At 73.2% G+C, this 19696-nt stretch carries 17 protein-coding genes and 2 tRNA genes; 12 read left to right on the top strand and 7 right to left on the bottom strand.

Annotation, left to right across the window (positions count from 1 at the left end; genetic code table 11):
- Positions 1–17 precede the first annotated feature (17 nt).
- From WQO_RS11925 to WQO_RS11935, 4 genes are all read left to right on the top strand, one after another.
- A complete protein-coding gene (locus tag WQO_RS11925; protein WP_032785214.1) occupies positions 18–1352 on the top strand; it encodes an AAA domain-containing protein in 1335 nt (444 codons plus the stop codon).
- A gap of 91 nt (positions 1353–1443) precedes the next feature.
- Entirely contained in the window at positions 1444–1785 is a 342-nt protein-coding gene (locus tag WQO_RS11930; protein ID WP_010062808.1) for a hypothetical protein, read from the top strand.
- Between the two features lie 356 nt (positions 1786–2141).
- Entirely contained in the window at positions 2142–2840 is a 699-nt protein-coding gene (locus tag WQO_RS34430) for a bifunctional DNA primase/polymerase (protein ID WP_010062807.1), read from the top strand.
- Positions 2831–2904, top strand: a tRNA-Lys gene (locus tag WQO_RS11935). The genes WQO_RS34430 and WQO_RS11935 overlap by 10 nt, the downstream gene beginning before the upstream one ends.
- Positions 2905–2969: 65 nt before the next feature.
- Here WQO_RS11935 and WQO_RS11940 read toward each other — a convergent pair.
- A complete protein-coding gene (locus WQO_RS11940) occupies positions 2970–4211 on the bottom strand; it encodes a M6 family metalloprotease domain-containing protein (RefSeq protein ID WP_010062806.1) in 1242 nt (413 codons plus the stop codon).
- A gap of 386 nt (positions 4212–4597) precedes the next feature.
- Between WQO_RS11940 and WQO_RS11945 the strand changes: the two genes are divergently transcribed.
- A complete protein-coding gene (locus tag WQO_RS11945; RefSeq protein ID WP_058953959.1) occupies positions 4598–6547 on the top strand; it encodes a putative bifunctional diguanylate cyclase/phosphodiesterase in 1950 nt (649 codons plus the stop codon).
- 50 nt (positions 6548–6597) lie between these two features.
- Here WQO_RS11945 and WQO_RS11950 read toward each other — a convergent pair whose 3' ends face one another.
- Both WQO_RS11950 and WQO_RS11955 read right to left on the bottom strand, forming a co-directional pair.
- Positions 6598–7740 carry an LLM class flavin-dependent oxidoreductase gene (locus WQO_RS11950; protein WP_010062802.1) on the bottom strand — a complete coding sequence of 381 codons (1143 nt, stop codon included), beginning with the start codon at positions 7738–7740 and terminating at the stop codon, positions 6598–6600.
- 146 nt (positions 7741–7886) lie between these two features.
- Positions 7887–8651, bottom strand: coding sequence for a maleate cis-trans isomerase family protein (locus WQO_RS11955; protein WP_010062801.1), 765 nt, complete (start codon positions 8649–8651; stop codon positions 7887–7889).
- A 270-nt stretch (positions 8652–8921) separates the two neighbouring features.
- Here WQO_RS11955 and WQO_RS11960 point away from each other — a divergent pair, with 270 nt between their 5' ends.
- A complete protein-coding gene (locus WQO_RS11960; protein ID WP_058953960.1) occupies positions 8922–9917 on the top strand; it encodes a D-2-hydroxyacid dehydrogenase in 996 nt (331 codons plus the stop codon).
- Here the strand turns inward: WQO_RS11960 and WQO_RS11965 are convergent.
- Positions 9907–10374, bottom strand: coding sequence for a hypothetical protein (locus WQO_RS11965; RefSeq protein WP_029182514.1), 468 nt, complete (start codon positions 10372–10374; stop codon positions 9907–9909). The genes WQO_RS11960 and WQO_RS11965 overlap by 11 nt on opposite strands.
- 223 nt (positions 10375–10597) lie before the next feature.
- Between WQO_RS11965 and ehuB the strand changes: the two genes are divergently transcribed.
- From ehuB to WQO_RS11995, 6 genes are all read left to right on the top strand, one after another.
- The gene (ehuB, locus tag WQO_RS11970) at positions 10598–11500 is read left to right on the top strand and encodes an ectoine/hydroxyectoine ABC transporter substrate-binding protein EhuB (protein ID WP_010062798.1); all 903 of its coding nucleotides are present in this window, start codon (positions 10598–10600) and stop codon (positions 11498–11500) included.
- A 22-nt stretch (positions 11501–11522) separates the two neighbouring features.
- Positions 11523–12254, top strand: coding sequence for an ectoine/hydroxyectoine ABC transporter permease subunit EhuC (gene ehuC / locus WQO_RS11975; RefSeq protein ID WP_010062796.1), 732 nt, complete (start codon positions 11523–11525; stop codon positions 12252–12254).
- On the top strand, positions 12251–12892 hold the full coding sequence (ehuD, locus tag WQO_RS11980) for an ectoine/hydroxyectoine ABC transporter permease subunit EhuD (protein WP_010062794.1): 642 nt from the start codon (positions 12251–12253) through the stop codon (positions 12890–12892). Before ehuC ends, ehuD begins: the two co-directional genes overlap by 4 nt.
- Positions 12882–13739, top strand: a complete 858-nt coding sequence (ehuA, locus tag WQO_RS11985; RefSeq protein ID WP_010062793.1) for an ectoine/hydroxyectoine ABC transporter ATP-binding protein EhuA — start codon at positions 12882–12884, stop codon at positions 13737–13739. Before ehuD ends, ehuA begins: the two co-directional genes overlap by 11 nt.
- A gap of 167 nt (positions 13740–13906) precedes the next feature.
- A complete protein-coding gene (locus WQO_RS11990; protein WP_010062792.1) occupies positions 13907–14665 on the top strand; it encodes an IclR family transcriptional regulator in 759 nt (252 codons plus the stop codon).
- A gap of 71 nt (positions 14666–14736) precedes the next feature.
- Positions 14737–14810, top strand: a tRNA-Lys gene (locus WQO_RS11995).
- Positions 14811–14869: 59 nt separating this feature from the next.
- Here WQO_RS11995 and WQO_RS12000 read toward each other — a convergent pair.
- The 3 genes from WQO_RS12000 to WQO_RS36750 form a co-directional block, all read right to left on the bottom strand.
- On the bottom strand, positions 14870–16522 hold the full coding sequence (locus WQO_RS12000) for an AMP-binding protein (protein WP_029182513.1): 1653 nt from the start codon (positions 16520–16522) through the stop codon (positions 14870–14872).
- 26 nt (positions 16523–16548) lie between these two features.
- Positions 16549–17139, bottom strand: a complete 591-nt coding sequence (locus tag WQO_RS12005) for a lytic polysaccharide monooxygenase auxiliary activity family 9 protein (RefSeq protein WP_010062790.1) — start codon at positions 17137–17139, stop codon at positions 16549–16551.
- A gap of 202 nt (positions 17140–17341) precedes the next feature.
- A complete protein-coding gene (locus WQO_RS36750) occupies positions 17342–19231 on the bottom strand; it encodes an SPFH domain-containing protein (RefSeq protein ID WP_418082099.1) in 1890 nt (629 codons plus the stop codon).
- Positions 19232–19696: the final 465 nt, after the last annotated feature.

Raw genomic sequence — 19696 nt, forward strand, 5'->3', positions numbered from 1 at the left:
ATCCGGGAGGACCTTCCGTGAGCACCGTGTTCGATCCGGGCGCGGAGGCGGCCCGTGCGACCGGCGCGATCCTCGACGACACCCTGCACGGCAGCAGCCGGGGCATCGTCGTGGACTCGCCCCCGGGCGCGGGCAAGTCGACGCTGGTGGTCCGGGCGGCCCTGGAGCTGGCCGCCGCCGGGCATCCGCTGATGGTGATCGCGCAGACGAACGCCCAGGTCGACGACCTGGTGGTGCGGCTCGCGGAGAAGGACCCGGAGCTGCCGGTGGGACGGCTGCACAGCAGCGACTCCGACCCGTACGACAAGGTCCTGGACGGCCTCGCCAACGTCACCAAGTCGGCGAAGGTGGCGGATCTGGCCGGGCTCGACGTGGTGATCTCGACGGCCGCCAAGTGGGCGCACGTGAAGAACGTGGAGCCGTGGGGGCACGCGATCGTCGACGAGGCGTACCAGATGCGCTCGGACGCGCTGCTGGCCGTGGCCGGGCTGTTCGAGCGGGCGCTGTTCGTCGGGGACCCGGGTCAGCTGGACCCGTTCTCGATCGTGGGCGCGGACCAGTGGGCGGGGCTGAGCTACGACCCCTCCGCGAGCGCGGTGTCCACGCTGCTCGCGCACAATCCGGAGCTGCCGCAGCACCGTCTGCCGGTGTCGTGGCGGCTCCCGGCGTCGGCGGCCCCGCTGGTGTCGGACGCGTTCTACCCGTACACGCCGTTCCGCAGCGGTACGGACCACGGGGACCGGAAGCTCTCCTTCGGGGTGGCGTCGGACGGGTCGGGGCCCGACCGGGTGCTGGACGAGGCGGCGGAGTCCGGGTGGGGGCTGCTGGAGCTGCCCGCCCGGCACACCCCTCGCACGGACCCCGAGGCGGTACGGGCGGTGGCCCTGGTGGTCCGGCGGCTGCTGGACCGGGGCGGCGTCGCCACCAGTGAGCGGGCGGACGAGCCGGTGCCGGTGACGGCGGACCGGGTCGCGGTCGGCACGGCCCACCGGGACCAGGCGGCCGCGGTGCGGGCGGCCCTCGCGGAGCTGGGCGTCACAGGGGTCGCGGTGGACACGGCGAACCGGCTCCAGGGCCGCGAGTTCGACGTCACGGTGGTGCTGCACCCCCTGTCGGGCCGCCCCGACGCCACGGCCTTCCACCTGGAGACGGGCCGCCTGTGCGTGCTGGCGTCCCGGCACCGGCACGCCTGCGTCGTGGTGTGCCGGGAAGGGGTGGCGGACCTGCTGGACGAGCATCCGTCCACGGAGCCGGTCCAGCTGGGCGTCACGGTGAAGTTCCCCGACGGCTGGGAGGCCAACCACGCGGTGCTGGCCCATCTCGCGGAGCACCGGGTGCGCTGGAAGCCGTAAGGGGTGGCCGGAGCTCAGGCCCTGGGGCGCTCTTGCGCGGGGTTGGACAATGGAGGGTGGCCGTCCTGGCCGTGCGAGGGAGGAACAGCACATGACAGAGTCCGAGCGGAACGAACGGCAGCGGCTGCGCCCCGCGCCCCTGCTCTTCGAGCCGTCTCAGGCCACGGCGGATCCGGAGCACTTCTTCGACCTGGAGTCGCTGGAGGACCCGCGTGAGCTGCTGGCCCGGGCGACCGAGCTGACGCAGGCCTTCCGGGCCGCGACGGACCGGTCGGTGGAGTTCCAGGCGATGGCGGCGGCGCAGCTCGCCGACCCGCGCCGGTTCGACCGGCTGACCGCGGCGGACGTCGCGGAGCGCGCGGAGTGGACCGAGGACTACGCGAAGAAGATGATCGAGTTCGGCCGCTCGCTGCTGGACTCCCCGAGAGCCTGACGTACGGGGACGGGCCGAGCCCAGGAGCCCGGGAGCCCGACCCCGTGGCCTTCGGGGCTTCCGGGGGCTCCGGGGCCGCTGGAGGCTCCGGGCCGATGCGGCCGGTGGGGCCTCCGGGGCCGGGTGGGGCCTCCGGGGCCGATGCGGCAGGTGGGGCCTCCGGGGCCGATGTGGCCGATGGGGTGGCCTGGACCGATGTGGCCGGTGGGACGGCCGGGGCAGGTGCTGCGCCGTCAGGCCGGGGGTCAGGTCCCGTGGCATATTCAGGCGGGCAAGATACCCCTCCCTCTCCTCACCTGTCCCGGTTTCCGGCAACTCTCGGAATCAGTTCCGTCACTCCCGGTAGACCTTGCTTCATGAGCGCATGGCTGAAAGACACAACGACCCTGCAGGCCGGTGCCGCCGTCGCGCACCACGGCGTCGACATCTTCGCCCTGCTCCGGGACCACTCCGGATCCCAGGCCGCCCAGGTCACGGCGGCCGGCGCCGCCTGGCTGGCCGGGGCCGCCCCCTACCCGCGCAGCACGCTCGCCCAGTGGGAGGAGCACCCCACCGCCCCCGGGGTGCTGCCCTGCGGTTCCGCTTTCGACGTGGTGAACGTACCGGCGCTGTTCGGGCGGCGGATGCTGGAGCGACTCTGGGCGGAGGGGCCCGGCTCCGGTCCGGTCGCCACGCACCGGGGCCGGATGCTGCTGTTCGCGGCCCCCGGAACGGCTCAGCGGCTGCCCTCGCTGCTCGCCTGGGAGGAGTGGGGAACCGGCGGTTCCGAGGGGTCCGGCGGCCCCGGGGAGTCGCGCGGCCCGGTGCCGCCCCTGCTCTGCCACGGCACCGGGGACGCCGTGACCGTACCGCCCCTGACCTGCACTTCGTCGGACGGTGGGCCGCGCTGGGTGGTCGCCCCCGACACCCGTACGCCGTGGCTGCCGGGTCCCGATGTGCTGCTCTGGGCCTGTGTGCGGGTGAGCCGTTCCGCGTCCTCCCGGGGCCCCGTGCCTGCGATTTTTCCTCGGGCGGATCAGGGTGCTAATGTCTACGACGTCAGCAGGCGCCGTTAGCTCAGTTGGTTAGAGCAGCTGACTCTTAATCAGCGGGTCCGGGGTTCGAGTCCCTGACGGCGCACAGACAGAAGAAGCCCCTCGCGCGAGCGGGGGGCTTCTTCGTGTGCGGGGGCCGGCGGGAAGGTGTCAGACCCCGGCGGTGATCCGGACGGTCCAGGAGCCGGACGGGGTCCGGTCGGCGACCTCGATACGGGTGGCGTCGCCCGGGACGGTGAAGGTCTCGCCGACCCCGAGCGGGGCGTCGGCCAGCGGCGGGTAGACCGAACGGTCCCAGCAGGCCCCGGTCTCCGGATGGGTGTCGACGACCTCGACGGGTCCGCCGCCGGAGGCCGTCTCGCTGCGGACGCGGTAGATCAGGATGCCCTCGGCGCAGGTGCCCCGGTCGTTGCCGGTGGCGCTGCGGGCCTCGATGGCCAGGGCGCTGTCGGTGCCGGTACGGACGACGGCGAGCCGGGTCCCGATCGAGCCGCCGGGCACCGGGGCGGCGGCGACCGGTTCCAGGGTGAGGTCGGCCGAGCCCTGGACGCAGACGACCTGCCGGCCGCCGAGCCAGCCGAGCTTCCACTTGTGCCAGCCGAACAGGTCGGGGGCGAGCCCGAACTGGCTGCCCATGACGTCCCAGTCGCCGACGTACGTGTCCCAGTCGCCCTTGCCGTCGGTGGGCCGGTGGTAGAGGTCGGCGAGGTCGAAGACGTGCCCGGTCTCGTGGGCGAGGACGTTGCGGTCGGGCGGGTGCTGCTCGAAGACCGTGACGACGCGCCGGATGTCATGGCCGTCGGCACGCAGCGGCCGGTCGAAGTTGACGACCTTCGTGGCGTCGGAGTCGACGCCGGGGGCGTCCGGATCGGCCACCAAGTAGACGACGTCGTACCGGGAGAAGTCCACGTCGTCGTCGGCGGCGGCGATGGCGTCCCGGAGGTAGGCGGTGCGCCGCTCGGCGTTCCAGTCCCGCTCTATGGCGTACCAGGTGGAGTCGCGCGGCATCTGCGTCCAGGTCCGCTGCGGGTGCGGGCGCAGGGTGAACCGGCCGTAGCTGGCCCGTTCGAAGAAGCGGGTGGTGGCGGGGAAGTGGTCGGCGGTGAGCGCCTCGGGAGTGAGCACCGGCTCGGAGTCCGGGAAGGACAGGAAGATCATGACGGCGTCGAGGCTCTGATCGGGGCGCGGGTAGGCCGCGTTCCAGGTGTTCAGGCCGAGCGAGTGGTGGGCCGCCGTCCGGGGCAGGGCGCAGGGCGTGGCGTCGCCCGTGGCGGCCCCGGCGGGGCCCGCGACGAGGGACATGGCGGCGAGCGCCAGGAGGGAGGTGGCGGCGGCGGCCAGACTGCGCAGAGGCAGCCGATCCTCTCCCCCGGGTCCGCGACGGGACGGCACATCGACCTCCGGGTGGGGAAACACGGTCCATCCCGTCCACCCTGTGCCGCTTCACCACGCCACGCCCTGTTGTGCTGCCCCACACGGGTCAGCGGTCAAAATCGCCGCCCACACCTTCACGGAACGTCACCATCAGTCGGTCCAGTCGCCCGATGCAACAGATCCGTGCAGAAATGAGCAGGACCGGGCAAACCGGAATGCCTGCTCCCGCTCACTTCCGGCCGTGCACGGTGGCCCGGACCGGACGGTGAGCTGGAACGGCCGACGCGGCACCCTCTATGCTTCACCACGCTTTCCCGCGTGGAACGGGCCCCTTCACGGGACCACCACCCGGCGGCCAGTCCGACCCCACCAGTTCACAACGACCTTCACAGCGGGAGCGAGCGGTGAGCGGAACCTCCGAAGGGCCGAGGGCCTCGGCAGGCACGGCCCCGGGCACGCCCGCCGCGCCGGTCACGGAGCGTCATGCGACGGCCCCGGCCGAGAACGGTCCCGCCCGGACCGACTCCACGCGGGCCGACTCCACGCGGGCCGATTCCGTCCGGACCGGTCCCGCCGGGGGCGACCCCGGTTCCGCCGCCTCCGAGCTGCGCGACTACCGGGCCGCGTTCAACGCCGCCACACTCCCCATGGGCGTCGTCGACGGCCGGGGCCATGTCGTGCGGGCCAACGAGGCGCTCGGCGGGCTCCTGGGCACCCCGGCGGCGGTCCTCGCCGGGCGGCAGGCGTGCGAACTGCTCGACCTCGCCGGCGACGACCGCACCTGGCACGCGTACCGCGAGGTGCTCCTCGGCCGGCGTTCCCGGTTCCGCTGCACGCGCCGGCTCAAGCACCCCGACGGGCGCTCGCTGTGGGCCGAGATCACCGTCGTACCGATGACGGGAGCCTCGGCGGCGGAGCCCGCCCGGGTGCTCCTGACGGTCGCGGACGTCAGCGACCGGCGGGAGCTCCAGGAGCGGCTGCGCCACCTCCAGATGCACGACCCGGTGACCCGGCTGCCCAACCGGACGCTGTTCTTCGAGCGCCTCGCCTCGGCCCTGGAGACCCCGCCGTACCAGGACGACTCCCTGCCGTCCCGGCAACACGCCCGGATCGGCCTCTGCTACCTGGACCTGGACGGCTTCAAGGCGATCAACGACACCCTGGGCCACCGCACCGGCGACCGGCTGCTGGCCGCCGTCGCCGCGCGGCTCACCGACTGCGCCGAGAACGACGCCTCCCGCAACGCCGGGGGCAACCGGCTGGTGGCGCGTCTGGGCGGCGACGAGTTCGCGATCCTGGTCGAGGACTCGGCCGGCACCCAGGAGCTGACCGACCTGGCCCGCTCGGTCCTCGCCGCGCTCCAGCAGCCGTTCGACCTGGCCGGACAGCGGCTCTCGGTCTCCGCTTCGATCGGCGTGGTGGAGCGGACCGCCGCGGGCACCTCGCCCACCGGTCTGATGCAGGCCGCCGACACCACGCTGTACTGGGCCAAGGCGGACGGCCGGGCCCGCTGGACCCTGTTCGACCCCGAGCGCAACGCCCACCGCATGACCCGGCAGTCCCTCTCCTCCACGCTCCGGCCCGCCGTGGAGCGCGGCGAGTTCACGCTGGAGTACCAGCCGCTCGTCGGGATGGCGGACGGGGTGCTGCGCGGCGTCGAGGCACTGGTGCGCTGGAACCACCCGCAGTTCGGGGTGCTGCCGCCGAATCGGTTCGTCCAGATCGCCGAGGAAGACGGTTCGATCGTCCAGCTCGGCCGGTGGATCCTGCGCACCGCGTGCCGCCAGGCGCGGCGCTGGGAGCTGGACCACCCGGACGAACCGCCGCTGTTCATCAGCGTCAACGTCGCCGTACGGCAGGTGTGGGACTCCGACCTGGTGGCGGACGTGGCGGAGATCCTGGCCGAGACCGGACTCGCCCCCGGGCTGCTCCAGTTGGAGCTGACCGAGTCGGCGGTGATGGGCTCCGGCGGCCGTCCGCTGAGAGCGCTCCAGGCGCTGAGCGACATGGGCGTACGGATCGCCATCGACGATTTCGGGACGGGTTATTCGAACCTCGCCTACCTCAGCCGGCTGCCCGTCTCCGTCCTGAAGCTGGACGGGGCGTTCGTGAAGGGCTTCCGGTACGAGGACGGTACGCATCCGAGCCCGGCCGACGAAACGATCGTGGAGGCCATGGTGCAGCTGGCGCACCGCCTGGGCCTGACCGTCACCGCGGAGTGCGTGGAGACGGCCGGGCAGGCGGAGCGGCTGCGGCGGATCGGCTGCGACACGGGGCAGGGGTGGCTGTACTCACGGGCCGTGGCGCCGGAGCAGATCGCCGGGCTGATCGGGTCCCGGCCGCTGGAGGGCTGAGGCCCCGGGGCGATCGGTACCGCCACCGCCCGCCCGGGACCCCGCACGGTCTACGGAGCGGTCGGCAGGCCGTACGCGTCCGCGATCAGGCCGTAGCTGCGCAGCCGGGCGTCCCCGCCGTGCGCGTTGGCGGTGATCATCAGCTCGTCGGCGCCGGTGCGCTTGGCCAGGTCGTCCAGGCCGGTGCGCACCTCGTCGGCGGTGCCGTGGATGACGTTGGCGAGCCAGCCGTCGACGAACTCCCGCTCCATCGGGGAGAAGTCGTACGCCTCGGCCTCCTGAGGGCTCGGGATCAGCCCGGGGCGGCCGGTGCGCAGCCGGACCATGGACAGGGCCCCGGTGAGCACCTGGCGGCGGGCCTCGCGCTCGTCGTCGGCGGCCAGCGCCGAGACCCCGATCAGGGCGTACGGGGCGTCCAGCACGGCGGAGGGCCGGAAGGACTCGCGGTACAGGTCGAGCGCCGGGATGGTGTTCTGCGCCGAGAAGTGGTGCGCGAAGGCGAACGGCAGCCCCAGCGTCCCGGCCAGCCGCGCGCTGAAGCCGGAGGAGCCCAGGAGCCAGACGGGCGGCCGGTGGGCGGACTGCACCCCGCCGGGCGACGTCGCCTGCACCGGGCCCGGTACGGCATGGATCCGGGCGTACGGGTGGCCGTCCGGGAAGTCGTCGTCCAGGAAGCGGATCAGCTCCATGAGCTGCTGCGGGAAGTCGTCCGCGCCCTCGTTCAGCCGGTCGCTGCGCCGCAGCGCCGCCGCCGTCGCGCCGTCCGTGCCGGGGGCGCGGCCGAGGCCGAGGTCGACGCGGCCCGGGGCCATCGCCTCCAGGGTGCCGAACTGCTCGGCGATCACCAGCGGGGCGTGGTTGGGCAGCATGACCCCGCCGGAGCCGAGGCGGATGCGCTCGGTGTGGGCGGCGATGTGCGCGAGGATCACGGCCGGGGAGGACGAGGCGACCCCGGGCATGGAGTGGTGCTCGGCGACCCAGAAGCGGTGGAAGCCGCGGCTCTCGGTGAGCTTCGCGATCTCCACACTCGTGCGCAGGGCCTGGGTCGCGGTGCGGCCCTGCCCCACGGTGACCAGGTCGAGGACGGACAGCGGAACGGTGCCCGTCCCGGCTGCGGCGCCCCGGATCCCGTCGCCGTCGGCCGCCCGGCCGCTCGTGTCGCCGCTGGTCTCGTCGCCTCGGATGTCGTCCACGTGTCGGCCTCTCCCGGTGCTGCTGTCGTACGTCTGCGTATCGGAGGGACAACAGGAGGGCGACTCCGTTTTATTCCCGGACGATGGTCCCGACGGGTCCGGGCCGGCTCGGCAGGCTCCCGGCGGACCAGGTCGCGGGCCGCGCGCTACTCCCGTACCTCGATGCCCTTCGGCTCCAGCTTCCCCAGCACCGGCTCGCGGCTGGCGAACAGGGTGCCGAGCGTGGGCGCCCAGGTCCGGCGGTCGGCGAGGCGCAGCCCCTCCCAGACGGTGACCTGGTTGGCGGTGAGCACGGGCTTGCCGAGCAGCTCCTCCAGCTCGGGGATGAACGCGGTGGTGTGCAGGGAGGTGTCCGGGACCAGCACCACCTCGGCGTCCGGGTGGTCCGCCTCGCGCACCAGCCGCTTCACCTCGTCCGGGCCCCAGGATCCGGCCTCGGCCGACGAGGCGGCCCCGCCGGACGCGGCGGCCACCACCTCGACGCCCGCCGACGCCAGGAAGTCGGCGAAGAGCCCGGTGACGTCGTCCGGATAGGGCGCGGCGACGGCGACCCGGCGGGCGCCCAGCTCCCGTACCGCGTGGCCGAAGCCGATGGAGGTGCTGGAGGCGGGCAGTCCGGCCGCCCGGGCGAGCGTGGCGATCTGCTCGTGGGCGCCCTCCCAGCCCAGCCCGAAGCTGCCGCCGCTGGAGGCCCAGATCAGCGCCTCGGCCCCGGCGAGGCGCAGCTCCTCGACGCCCTCGGCGATCCGGTCGGGGTCGCCCTGCTCGCGCAGCGCGTCGGCGCGGTAGACGTCCTCGCCGGTCTCGGTGGAGAACAGGGGCAGCCGGATGTCGGTGTCGAGCAGGATCTCGGTCCGTGGGAAGTCGTCCTCGGCGGCGTGGCCCGGGTAGAGAAGTCCTACGGTCGTCATGTCCACCCTTCCTTGTGCGTCGACGGCTCGCCGCGCGGCCGTCGGATCCCCTCACGGGATCGCGGCGGGCGGCCCGTCACGGGGCCGCGGCGCCTTCCGGACGCTCCGGCGGCCGTGACCGCGCGACCGGTCACTCTTGCCCCGGCTTGTTCCCAGTATTCCCCCGGGCGGTCGCCGGGGCGCGCGGCCGGGCGTCGTTGACGCGGCGATGACCGGCTGCGAGCGTGGGCGGTCGATCTTGTCCGTTCCGTCGCGGAGGGCCGACCACCCATGCCGGATCCCGTCCTGCTCGTCCTCGACGCCGAGCCCTCCCCGCGGCTCGGCCGGCTCACCGGCCGGGTGGAGGTGCGGTACGCGGACGCCGCCACGCTCGCCGAGCGGCTGCCGGCCGCCGATGTGCTGCTGGTGTGGGACTTCGCGTCGGACGCCGTACGGGACGCCTGGCCGGGCCCCGGGCGGCGGCCGCGCTGGGTGCACACGGCGAGCGCGGGCGTGGACCGGCTGCTCTGCCCGGAGCTGGTCGCCTCCGACACCGTCCTGACCAACGCGCGGGGTGTCTTCGAACGGCCGGTCGCGGAGTACGTGGCGGGGCTGGTGCTGGCAATGGCCAAGGACCTCCCCGGCACCCTGGAGCTGCAACGGGAGCGGCGCTGGCACCACCGCGAGGGGCAGCGGGTCGCCGGGGCGCGGGCGGTGGTCGTCGGCGCGGGCCCCATCGGCCGGGAGATCACCCGGCTCCTGCACGGTCTGGGGGTCACGGTGGCCCTGGTGGGGCGGACCGCCCGGCGCACCATCCACGGGGCGGAGGATCTGGACCGGCTGGCGGCGCGGGCGGACTGGGTGATCGCGGCGGCCCCGCTGACCGACGCGACGCGCGGGATGTTCGACTCCCGCTTCTTCGGTCTGCTCCAGCCGTCGGCGCGGTTCATCAACGTGGGGCGCGGGGCGAGCGTGGTGCAGGCCGACCTGGTGGACGCGTTGAACCGCCGCTGGTTCGCGGGCGCGGCGCTCGATGTGTTCGAGAACGAACCACTGGGCGCGGACAGCCCGTTGTGGGACGTACCGGGGCTGCTGGTCTCACCGCACCTGAGCGGGGACACGGCGGGGTGGCGCGACCGGCTGGGCGAGCAGTTCGTCGCGCTGTACGAACGATGGGCGCGGGGCGAGGCGTTGCCCAACGTCGTCGACAAGGAACGCGGTTACGTCCCCTCCGCCGACCTCGACGGACTCGACGGGACCGGCGAGCCCGGCGACCTCAACGGGTGAGCGGCGCGGCCCGGACGACGAACGCCTCGATGGCCTCCCTCGCCGCGGCGTCCAGCGTCTCGTGCTCGTCCCGGTCCTGGGCGGTCGAGACGTCCCGCGTGCACCGGTAGGCCTCTTCCGCGGCGGCGACCACTTCAGGGTCGTCGGTGAGCAGTTTGACCCGGTAGAGCACCTGCCGGGTGGCGGTGCGCAGGCGGTGGGCCTCGTCGCGCGCCTCGACGAACGCTTCGGAGCCAGGGCTCTGCCGCATGCGGTACCAGCGGCCCGCCTGCCCGTGCCGGTACTCCTCCGCCGCGGCGGCGAACGAGCTGTAGGTGGCGGTGCGTTCCTGCCGGAGCGCCTCCGACCGGGAGAACCTCTCCGTGCGCGCGGCGGTGAGGCGTTGGAAGAGGTACGTGAGCACGGCCCCCAGGAGCGTGCCCCCGACCGCCACGACGCTTGTCCATAGGGCAACCATGGCGCCAGCTGATCACAGAAATGACTGACATGGAGTCATGAATTCTCCGTGACGGGGGAACACGCCCCGGGCATCCCTGGTCGCCCTCCGCCCTGTTCGGGCACGGGAAGGTCACCTTCCGGCCACTGTTGGGTTACATGCCTCCGGCTACCCGCATAGACGTACGGGATCGGGCAGGCGCTCACCCTGTCCGGACTGTTCGACCTCCAGGAGATTGCGAACCATGGCTGAATTCCCGAACCTGTCCCGCCGGGGTTTCCTCAACGGAACGGCGGCCGTGGGCGGCCTCCTCGTCGTGCCCGGCCTCCTCACCGCGTGCAGCAAGACCGACGCCGGCTCCGCGACGGGCGAGGGTGCTCTGGAGAAGCTCCGCAAGCAGGGCTTCGTGCGGGTGGCGTACGCGAATGAGGCCCCGTACGGCTACCTGGAGGGCAAGGAACTCAAGGGCGAGGCCCCGACGCTGCACCGGGAGATCTTCAAGGCGCTCGGGGTGGACGAGCTGAAGCCGACGCTCTCCGAGTGGGACGGGCTGATCCCGGGGCTCCAGGCCGGCAAGTACGACGTGGTCAGCGCGGGCATGGCCATCACCCCGGAGCGCTGCGGCAACGCGATCTTCTCCGAGCCGGAGTTCATCTCGCCGACCGCGCTGATGGTGAAGAAGGGCAACCCGAAGAAGCTCACCGACCTGGCCTCCGCGAAGGAGGCAGGGGTCACCATCGGCGTGATGTCCGGTGCGGTCGAGGGGAGTTACGCCAAGGGCGCGGGCATCGCCGAGGGCAAGATCAAGACGCTGCAGAAGCCGCAGGACGGGGCGGACGCCGTCAAGGGCGGCCGGATCGACGCCTTCCTGCTCACCGGTATCTCGCTGCGCTGGCTGGCGAAGACCAACCCGGACACCGAGGTCACCGAGCCGTTCGTGCCCCAGATCGACGGCAACGCGCAGTTCTCGCCGGGGGGCGCGGTGTTCCGCAAGGGCAACGAGGATCTGCGGGACTCCTTCAACCGTGAGCTGAAGAAGATCGTCTCCGACCGCTCGCGCTATGTGCAGCTGCTGGAGCCGTACGGCTTCGGGGAGTCGGAGATCCCGCCGGAGGACCTGAAGACGGCGGATCTGTGCAAGGGCTGACGGGGCGGGCGGGCGCGCGCGCATGAGTGACTTCTTCTCCCTCCTCGTCGAGGAGTTCCCCCGCGTCCGCTCGGGCCTGTGGGTGACGCTCCAGGCCACGGTCCTGGGCGCGCTGCTGGCCGGGGTGCTGGCGTTCGCGCTGGGCCTGATGGCGGGCAGCCGGCTGCTTCTGGCGCGCGGGTTCTCCCGGGTGGTCGTGGAGTTCTTCCGGGGCACCTCGCTCTACGTCCAGCTGTTCTGGCTCTACTACGCGATGCCGCTGCTGACCGGCTACGAAATGGAGCCGCTGATCTGCGGGGTGGTCGCCTTCGGCCTCAACTTCGGCGCGTACGGGGTCGAAGTGGTGCGGGGTGCCATCAACTCCGTACCGCGCGGCCAGTACGAGGCGGCGATCGCCCTCAACCTGAGCCCCACCAGGCGGCTGTGGAAGGTGATCCTGCCGCAGGCCTGGGTGCAGATGATCCCGAGCTTCACCAACCTGCTGATCCAGCTGCTGAAGGCGACCCCGCTGCTGTGGCTGCTCTCGGCCGCCGATCTGATGACGGTGGTCCAGCAGCTGCGCGACCGCACCGGTGAGACGGTGACCGCCTACCTGACCTTGCTGGCCGTCTACTTCGTGCTGGCGTACGCCCTGACGATGCTGATGAATCTGCTGGAGCGGAGCGCCAAGCGGCGGCTCGGCCTGGACACCGGCGCGAAGAGCCTGTTCAAGAGCCGCAGTGCGTCCACCGCCGCCGTGGGAGGTGCCCGGTGAACGGTTTCGACTGGAATGCCGTCAGGGAGTCCCTGCCCGACCTGCTGAACGGGTTCAAGATCACCCTGCTCGCGACCGTCCTGGGCACCCTGGTGGCGGCCGTGCTGGGGCTGGTCGTCGCGATGGCCGGGCGGGCGCCCAGCCGGTTCGTGACCGTCCCGGTGCGCCTCGTCACGGAGTTCGTCCGCTCCACCCCGCTGCTCGTGCAACTGGTCGGCGCGGCGGCCCTGTTCAACACGGTGGAGCCGCTGTACATCGGCATCGCGGTGCTGGGGATCCACTACGCCGCGTACACCTCCGAGGTCTACCGGGCCGGGATCGACGGGGTGCCGAAGGGCCAGTGGGAGGCGTGCCGCGCGCTGTCGCTGTCGCCCCGGCGGACCTGGCAGGCCGTGATCCTGCCGCAGGCGGTGCGCAATGTGCTGCCCGCGCTCGGGAACTACGCGATCTCGATGTTCAAGGAGACACCGTTCCTCGCCGTGATCACGGTGCAGGAGATGGTCTTCGAGGCCCGGAAGTACGGGGCCGACAACTTCGCGTACACCGAGGTGTTCACCCTCGCCGGCCTGATCTTCCTGGTCGCGAGCTACCCCACGTCGCTGTTGATGAGAAAGCTGGAGAAGCGCCTTGGCCACTGAACCCCTCCCCCTGCAGAAGACGGATTCGCCCGGGCCGGCCGCCGCTCCCGAGGACGCCGCCCCCGCCACGGCCCGTACGGGCGAGCCGCTGGTCCGGTTCGACAAGGTGGTCAAGCGCTACGGCGACCATGTGGTCCTGGACGAGCTGGACTTCACCGTGGACCGCGGCGAGCACGTCACCCTGATCGGGCCCAGCGGTTCGGGCAAGACCACGATCCTGCGGCTGCTGATGACGCTGGAGAAGGTCAGCGGCGGGGTGATCTGGGTCGACGGCGCCCCGCTGACCCACCTACGCACGCCGGACGGTTCGCTGAAGCCGGCGGGCGAGAAGCAGCTGCGCGCGTCCCGGAAGAAGATCGGGATGGTCTTCCAGCAGTTCAACCTCTTCCCGAACATGAAGGTGATCGAGAACATCACCGAGGCCCCGGTCAGCGTGCTCGGCCAGAGCCGCGAGGCGGCGGAGACCCGGGCCCGGGAGCTGCTCGACCTGGTCGGGCTCTCGGCGAAGGTCGACGCCCACCCCTCACAGCTCTCCGGCGGCCAGCAGCAGCGGGTGGCGATCGCGCGGGCGCTGGCGATGGAGCCGGAGATCCTGCTCCTGGACGAGGTGACCTCCGCGCTCGACCCGGAGCTGGTGGCCGGGGTGCTGGAGCTGCTCGGCGACATCGCCCGCAACACCGACATCACCATGCTCTGCGTCACCCACGAGATGAACTTCGCCCGGGACGTCTCGGAGAAGGTCCTGATGTTCGACGCGGGACGGGTCGTGGAGTCCGGATCCCCGGAAAAAATCTTCTCGGATCCCTCGCACGAACGTACGCGCGAGTTCCTCAACGCGGTGCTGTGACCTCGCAGTTGACATGCCGCCCATGACAGTGGCATATGCCAGACGGGTGCGCCCCAGATGACAGCTCCGGGGCGCCCCTACTGACTCGTCAACTGCCGCCCCGCGGGGGCCTTCCGACGGCTATCGTGGGGCGAAAGCTTGCGGTCACAACCTGGTAGGGGGACACCGTGGCGTTGAAGCCCGAGCCGACGGCGCCGTTCCACTCGGTGCAGTACGCCCTGCGCGTGCTCGAATCGGTCTCCAAGCACGGCAACGGGGTGACCGATGCCCAGATCTCCCGCGAGACGGGACTGCCGACCGGCCACCTCGCCTCCCTCCTGCTCACCCTGCGCCGCGAGGGCTATGTGGAGCAGGTCAGCGACGGCGCGTACGTCATCGGCGCATCCCTGCTGCTGCTCGGCTCCGGGGCGGCCCGCCGCCAGGCCCTGGAGGACCGCCTCCAGCTCACCCTGTCCGAGCTGCGCGACTCCGTCGGCGCGGCCGTCTACCTCAGCCGGTATGTGGACGGCGAGGTCAGCGTGACCCAGGTCGCGGACGGACCGCTCACCCCCGCGGTCAACGAGTGGGTGGACTTCCGCTCCTCGGCGCACGCCAGCGCGGTCGGCAAGTGCCTGCTGGCCCAGCTCGACCACGACGGGCGGCGCGACCACATCTCCCGGCACCGGACGGCCCGGCTCACCTCGCGGACGATCACCGACGAGAAGATCCTCTTCTCCCAGCTGGACGCCCAGTCCGCCACGGTCCCGGTGCTGGATCTCCAGGAGTACGCGGTGGGCACCGTCTGCGCGGCCGTACCGCTGACGGCCGGCGCCGCCGCGGGCTGCCTTGCCCTGTCGCTGCCGATCGAGGACGCGCACCGCCTGCGGTCGGCGGCCGAGACGCTGAGCCGCCGGGCGGCGCCGGTCCTGCTGTCGCTGGCGCTGTAGCGGCCGGAGGGGCCCCGGACGGGCTGGTCATCAGCACCCCTCCGGACCAGGTATTATTTTCGAGTCAGCAGGCGCCGTTAGCTCAGTTGGTTAGAGCAGCTGACTCTTAATCAGCGGGTCCGGGGTTCGAGTCCCTGACGGCGCACGACACGGGGTGGCGGTCTTCTTCGCGAAGGCCGCCACGTCGCTTTTCCGGGGTACGGCTCACAGCGCCCTGCCGTGCTCCTCGTACTGCTCCAGCAGGGCCGCGAGCCCCGCCGCGTCCAGCGGCACATACGTCCCGTCGCCGTCCCGGTCCCACCAGACCGGGTCCGGGCAGCGGAAGCCCTCCCGGCGCAGGGCCACCCGGTGGATCTTGTTCGTCGCGGTGACCGGCATCCGGTCGAGGATCCGGATGAACCGGGGCGCCATCTTCGTCCCCAGGTCCGGCTGGGCGCGCAGGAACGCGGCGAAGGCCGCCGGGTCGAAGGCCGCGCCCGCCCGGAGCGCGAGGGCGGCCATCACCTGGTCGCCGGTGACCGGGTCCGGGACGGCGTGAACGGCGACGGCAGCCGCGTCCTCCCAGCGGGCCAGGATGTTCTCGATCGTCGCGGCGGCCAGGTTCTCACTGTCGACGCGGAGCCGGTCGTCGGCGCGGCCCGCGAAGTGGAGGAAGCCCTCGGCGTCCCGGTAGAAGAGGTCCCCGGTCCAGTACCAGCCGCGCCGGGCCCGTTCCGCGTCCGCCGCCGGGTTGCGCCAGTAGCCCTCGAAGGGTGTCGGGCCCCGGTTGACCAGCTCGCCGATGGCCTCGTCCCCGTTGAGCAGCCGCCCGCCCGGGCCGAACCGGGCCGGGGGCCGTTCCTCGCCGCTCTCCGGGTCGACGACGGCGAGGTCGTCGCCCGGGGCGGCCCGGCCGATCGCGCCCGGCGGGGTGCCCGGGGTGTGCTGGATCGCCGCGCCGCCCTCGGAGGAGCCGTACCCCTCCACCAGCCGCACCCCGAACCGCTCCCGGAACCGGGCCGCGTCCACCGCCCCGGCCTCGGTGCCGAAGCCCAGGCGCAGCGGGTGGTCCCGGTCGTCGGGGCGCTCGGGGGTGGCCAGCAGGTACTGCACGGCGCGCCCCACGTAGGTGAAGTACGTCGCCCCGTAGCCGCGTACGTCGTCGAGGAAGGCGGAGGCGGAGAAGCGGGGGCGGAGCGCTATGGCGGCCCCGGCGGCGAGGGCGGGGGCCCAGTCGGCGAGGACGGCGTTGCCGTGGAACATCGGCATGCAGATGTAGTGGGTGTCGGAGGGCCTGACGCCGAAGTGCCCGGCGAGGGAGGCGCCCGCTCCGGCGAGCCGGCCCTGGGTGCAGATCGCGGCCTTGGGCGCGCCGGTGGAGCCGGAGGTGAAGTAGAGCAGCATGCGGCTGCCGGGGCCGACGGGGGCGAGCCGGGCGTCGCCGGGGCGTGCGCCCGCGTACGGGGCGAGCAGGGCGGCGTACGCCTCGGTGTCGGTGACCAGGACCCGCACGCCGGGCAGCTCCAGACCGTCGAGGAGCGGCAGGTGGGCGCGCTCGGTGATCAGGAGGGGGGCTTCGATGTGCAGGATGTCGCGGGCCAGCTCGGGGCCGCGCCGGGTGGGGTTGATCCCCGCGACGGCGGCCCCGGCCAGGGCCGCCGCGCTGAGCCACAGCGGGAACTCAGGGGTGTTGTCGAGCAGTACGCCGAGATGCGGTTCGCCGCCGCGTGGCAGCAGATCCGCGAGGAGCGCCGCCCGTGCGGCGGCGCCCTCGACCACCTGGTGATGACTGAGCACGGTGGGGCCGTGCTTCAGGGCGGGCCGGTGGTCACCCCATTGACGTCGTACGAGCTCCGCGACGGTGCCGGTACTCCTCATGGCGCCGCACGATAACTGATGAAGCGTCAGAACTTAACGTCGGAGCAGGCGTAGAACGCGTTGGTGGTGTCCGCGACGTTCCACACGGCGAGGATGATGTGCTTGCCGGTCTTCTGGGTGGGGATCGTGCCCTGGTGGGTCAGGGTGGCCGGCGGCTGCTGGTTGCCGTAGGGCACGGTCATGAAGGGCTGCGATTCGAGTGCGGCCCGGGTGAGCGGCTTGGTGGAGTCCCAGCCGTTCTTGGTGATGTAGTAGCGGAAGTCGCTGGTGGAGTGGCGGGCGGTGAACTGCCAGCGGAAGCTGTAGCCCTGTCCGCCGGTGACCTGCGTGGCGGGCCAGTTGCCGCCTCTGGGGTCGTCGAGCTGGGCGAACTGCCCGTTGCCGCCGGAGCAGATCTTGCCGTCCGCCGGTCCTGCCGCCGGGAAGCCCTTGGGGCCCTCGACGCTCTGCGGCTCCCACTGGATGTTGCCGCAGCCGCTCACCGTGCCGTTGGCACAGAGCTTCTGACGGCTGATCGGGGAGTCCGTGTAGCCGTGGCTGCTGGCGGTGTTGGTCGCGAGCACCGAAACGCCCGCTATCGCCAGGCCGATCACGGCCGCGCTTGCCTTTTTCCGCATGGGCTGTCGCTCCTCTAGAACGTGGGGGAGGTTCCATGAGCATTGCTCGACTGCTGCGCGCTTGGTACGGAGTGCTGTGCGTGACGCGGTGCTGCGGTCTAGACCAAGTCTTAGATTATTGACGCGACGTGAACATGTCCAGACCAATGAGCGTCGTATTCCGGCGGCCCTCCCGGGCCGCCCCGGAACCTCCCCCAGGCCCTCAGGCCCCGTCCCCTCCCCCGCTGCGGCCGGTGTAGAAGGCAACCGTCAAGTCCTTGACGAGCGCCTTGCGTTCGTAGTCGTCGAGCTCGACGATGCCGCGCGTGGTGAGCCGGTTGACGGTGTCGTCGACCGCGTCCACCACGGAGGTGAGCACGCTGTCGCGGTGCTTGGAGTCGATCGCGGCGATCCGCCGCCGCTGCATGGCCGCGGCGACCTCGGGGGCGTACTCGATGCCGGTCGGCTGCGCGGAGTACACCTCGACGCCGACCGGTTCGCAGTCCGCCTTCAGCATCCGGGTCAGGGCGTCGCCGACCGCCTCCGCGTCGCGCAGGGTCGGGGCGTCCTCGTGGAACGCGTCGGCGGGCAGCTGCGAGAGGACCCGGGCCATCGCGGCCTCGACCTGGGCGCTCAGGTACGCCTCGTGGTCCTCGATGCCGAGGACGGCCCGGACGGTGTCCTCGATCCGCCACACCACGAGGACGACCACGCGCAGGGCGGTGCCGTTCGCGTCGACGGCGGGCAGCGGTTCGCTGCGCCAGTGCCGCAGGCGTACGTCGACGCGGCGGCGCAGCAGGAGGGGTGAGACCCAGACGAGGCCGGTGCGGCGGACGCTGCCCCGGTAGTCGCCGAACAGCGTCAGCACCCACGCGTATCCGACCCGGCCCCGGCCGAGGCCGCCGAGCGCGAGGAGCACGGCGGTGGCGAGGAGGGCGAGGGCGGCCCAGGCGCCGACGCCGATGCCGAGGTCGGGCCGGGGGGTGAGGCCGACGGCGCTCTGCCAGCCGGCGGGCAGCACGCCGCGCCACCACAGGACGGCCAGCGCGCCCGCGGTTCCGGCGGCCCCGGCGAGGAGGGCGGCGTAGCCGGACAGGGCGGGTCCGGGCCGCTCGGAGAGACGGGGGTCGGCGACCGGGGCGGGCCGGGTGGAGGGCCGTACCCGCGCCTGCGGCGAGCGCGGCACGGGGGGCCGCCGGGTGGCGGGTGCGCGGTCCCCGGCGGGCCGGTGGACGACGGCCCCGGGCCCGGGCAGCGCCGCCGTGCCGTCGGCCGGCTCCTGGTCGTCCCGGAAGAGGAGGTGTACGGGGATGGAGGCGGTGGTCTCGTTGGCGATGACGGACTGGCGGCGGCCCGGGTTCGGGGAGGTAGCGGTGGTCGCGGTCGCCGAGGCGGTGGCGGCGGCCGGGGCGGCCGTGGGCGCGGGCACGGAGAAGGTGGCCGAGGCGGCCCGGTCGCCGGGGGCCAGGTCGAGGACGAGGTCCAGCTCGGTGTCGGGCCCTGCGTCGCCCCGGCTCTCACGCTTGGGGCTTTCGGGCTCGGCCCCGTAGGAGGGATGCGGGGTCCACTCCGCCGAGGGTTCCGTCCTCAGACGCCGGACGGGCTTGAGATGGAGGTTCCCGTCGAGGGGGGCGGGGCGGGCGGGGGCGGGGCCGTCGGTGGCCGGGCTCGCGGGGGTGCGGGCCGGGCCATCAGCGGCGGGGCGGGGGGAGGCGGGGCCGTCGGTGGCCGGGCGGCCAGAGGCGGAGCCACGACCGTCGGCGGACGGACGGCCGGAGCCACGGCCATCGGCGGCCGAGCTCGCAAGGGTGGAGGCCGGGCCGTCAGCGGCGGCGCGGGCCGGGACCGGACCACGGACATCAGCGGCCGAGCGGGCAGAGGCCGGGGCCGGCCCGTCGGCGCCGGGGCGCGCAGAGAGGGGAGCGGGCCCATCGGGGGCCGGACGGCCGGAGCCGGAGCCACGGCCTTCGGCGCCGGGGCGCTCGGATGCGGGGGCCGGCCCGTCAGCGGCCGGGCGCCCGGGGGTGGAGGCCGGGCGGCCGGCGGCCGGCCCCTCCGGGGCAAGGAGGTCAGGAGCGGGGCGGTCCGGGACCGGCTCCAGGTGCAGGCTCACGTCCGGGGACTCCGGGGCGATGGTCCGGGGCGGCGCGGACGGAGCCTTGTCGCCCCCGGGGGGCGACGCCTTGCCACCCCCCGGCACTCGCACGGGCTCGCCCCCCGGCACCCGAGCAGGGTCGGCGCCCGGCCCACGCGCAGGGTCGGCGCCCGGCCCACGCGCAGGGTCGCCCCCCGGCCCACGCGCAGGGTCGCCCCCCGGCCCACGCGTAGGCTCGCCCCCCGGCCCACGTACAGGCTCGGCGTCCGGCGGCGGGGTCCGGTCGGTCACCGGGCGGAACAGCGGGGGCGGGGTGCTGCCCGCGCCACGCCTCGCCGGCGCGGGCGCAGGCTCCGCCTCCGGCGGCGGGGTCCCGTCGGTCACCGGGCGGAACAGCGGCGGCGGGGTGCCGCCCCCGCCACCCCCCTCCGAGAGCGCGGGACCGGGCTCGGCGTCCCGCCGTGGGGGCACCGGGCCGAACAG

This window comes from Streptomyces globisporus C-1027 (assembly GCF_000261345.2).
Lineage (GTDB): Bacteria > Actinomycetota > Actinomycetes > Streptomycetales > Streptomycetaceae > Streptomyces > Streptomyces pakalii.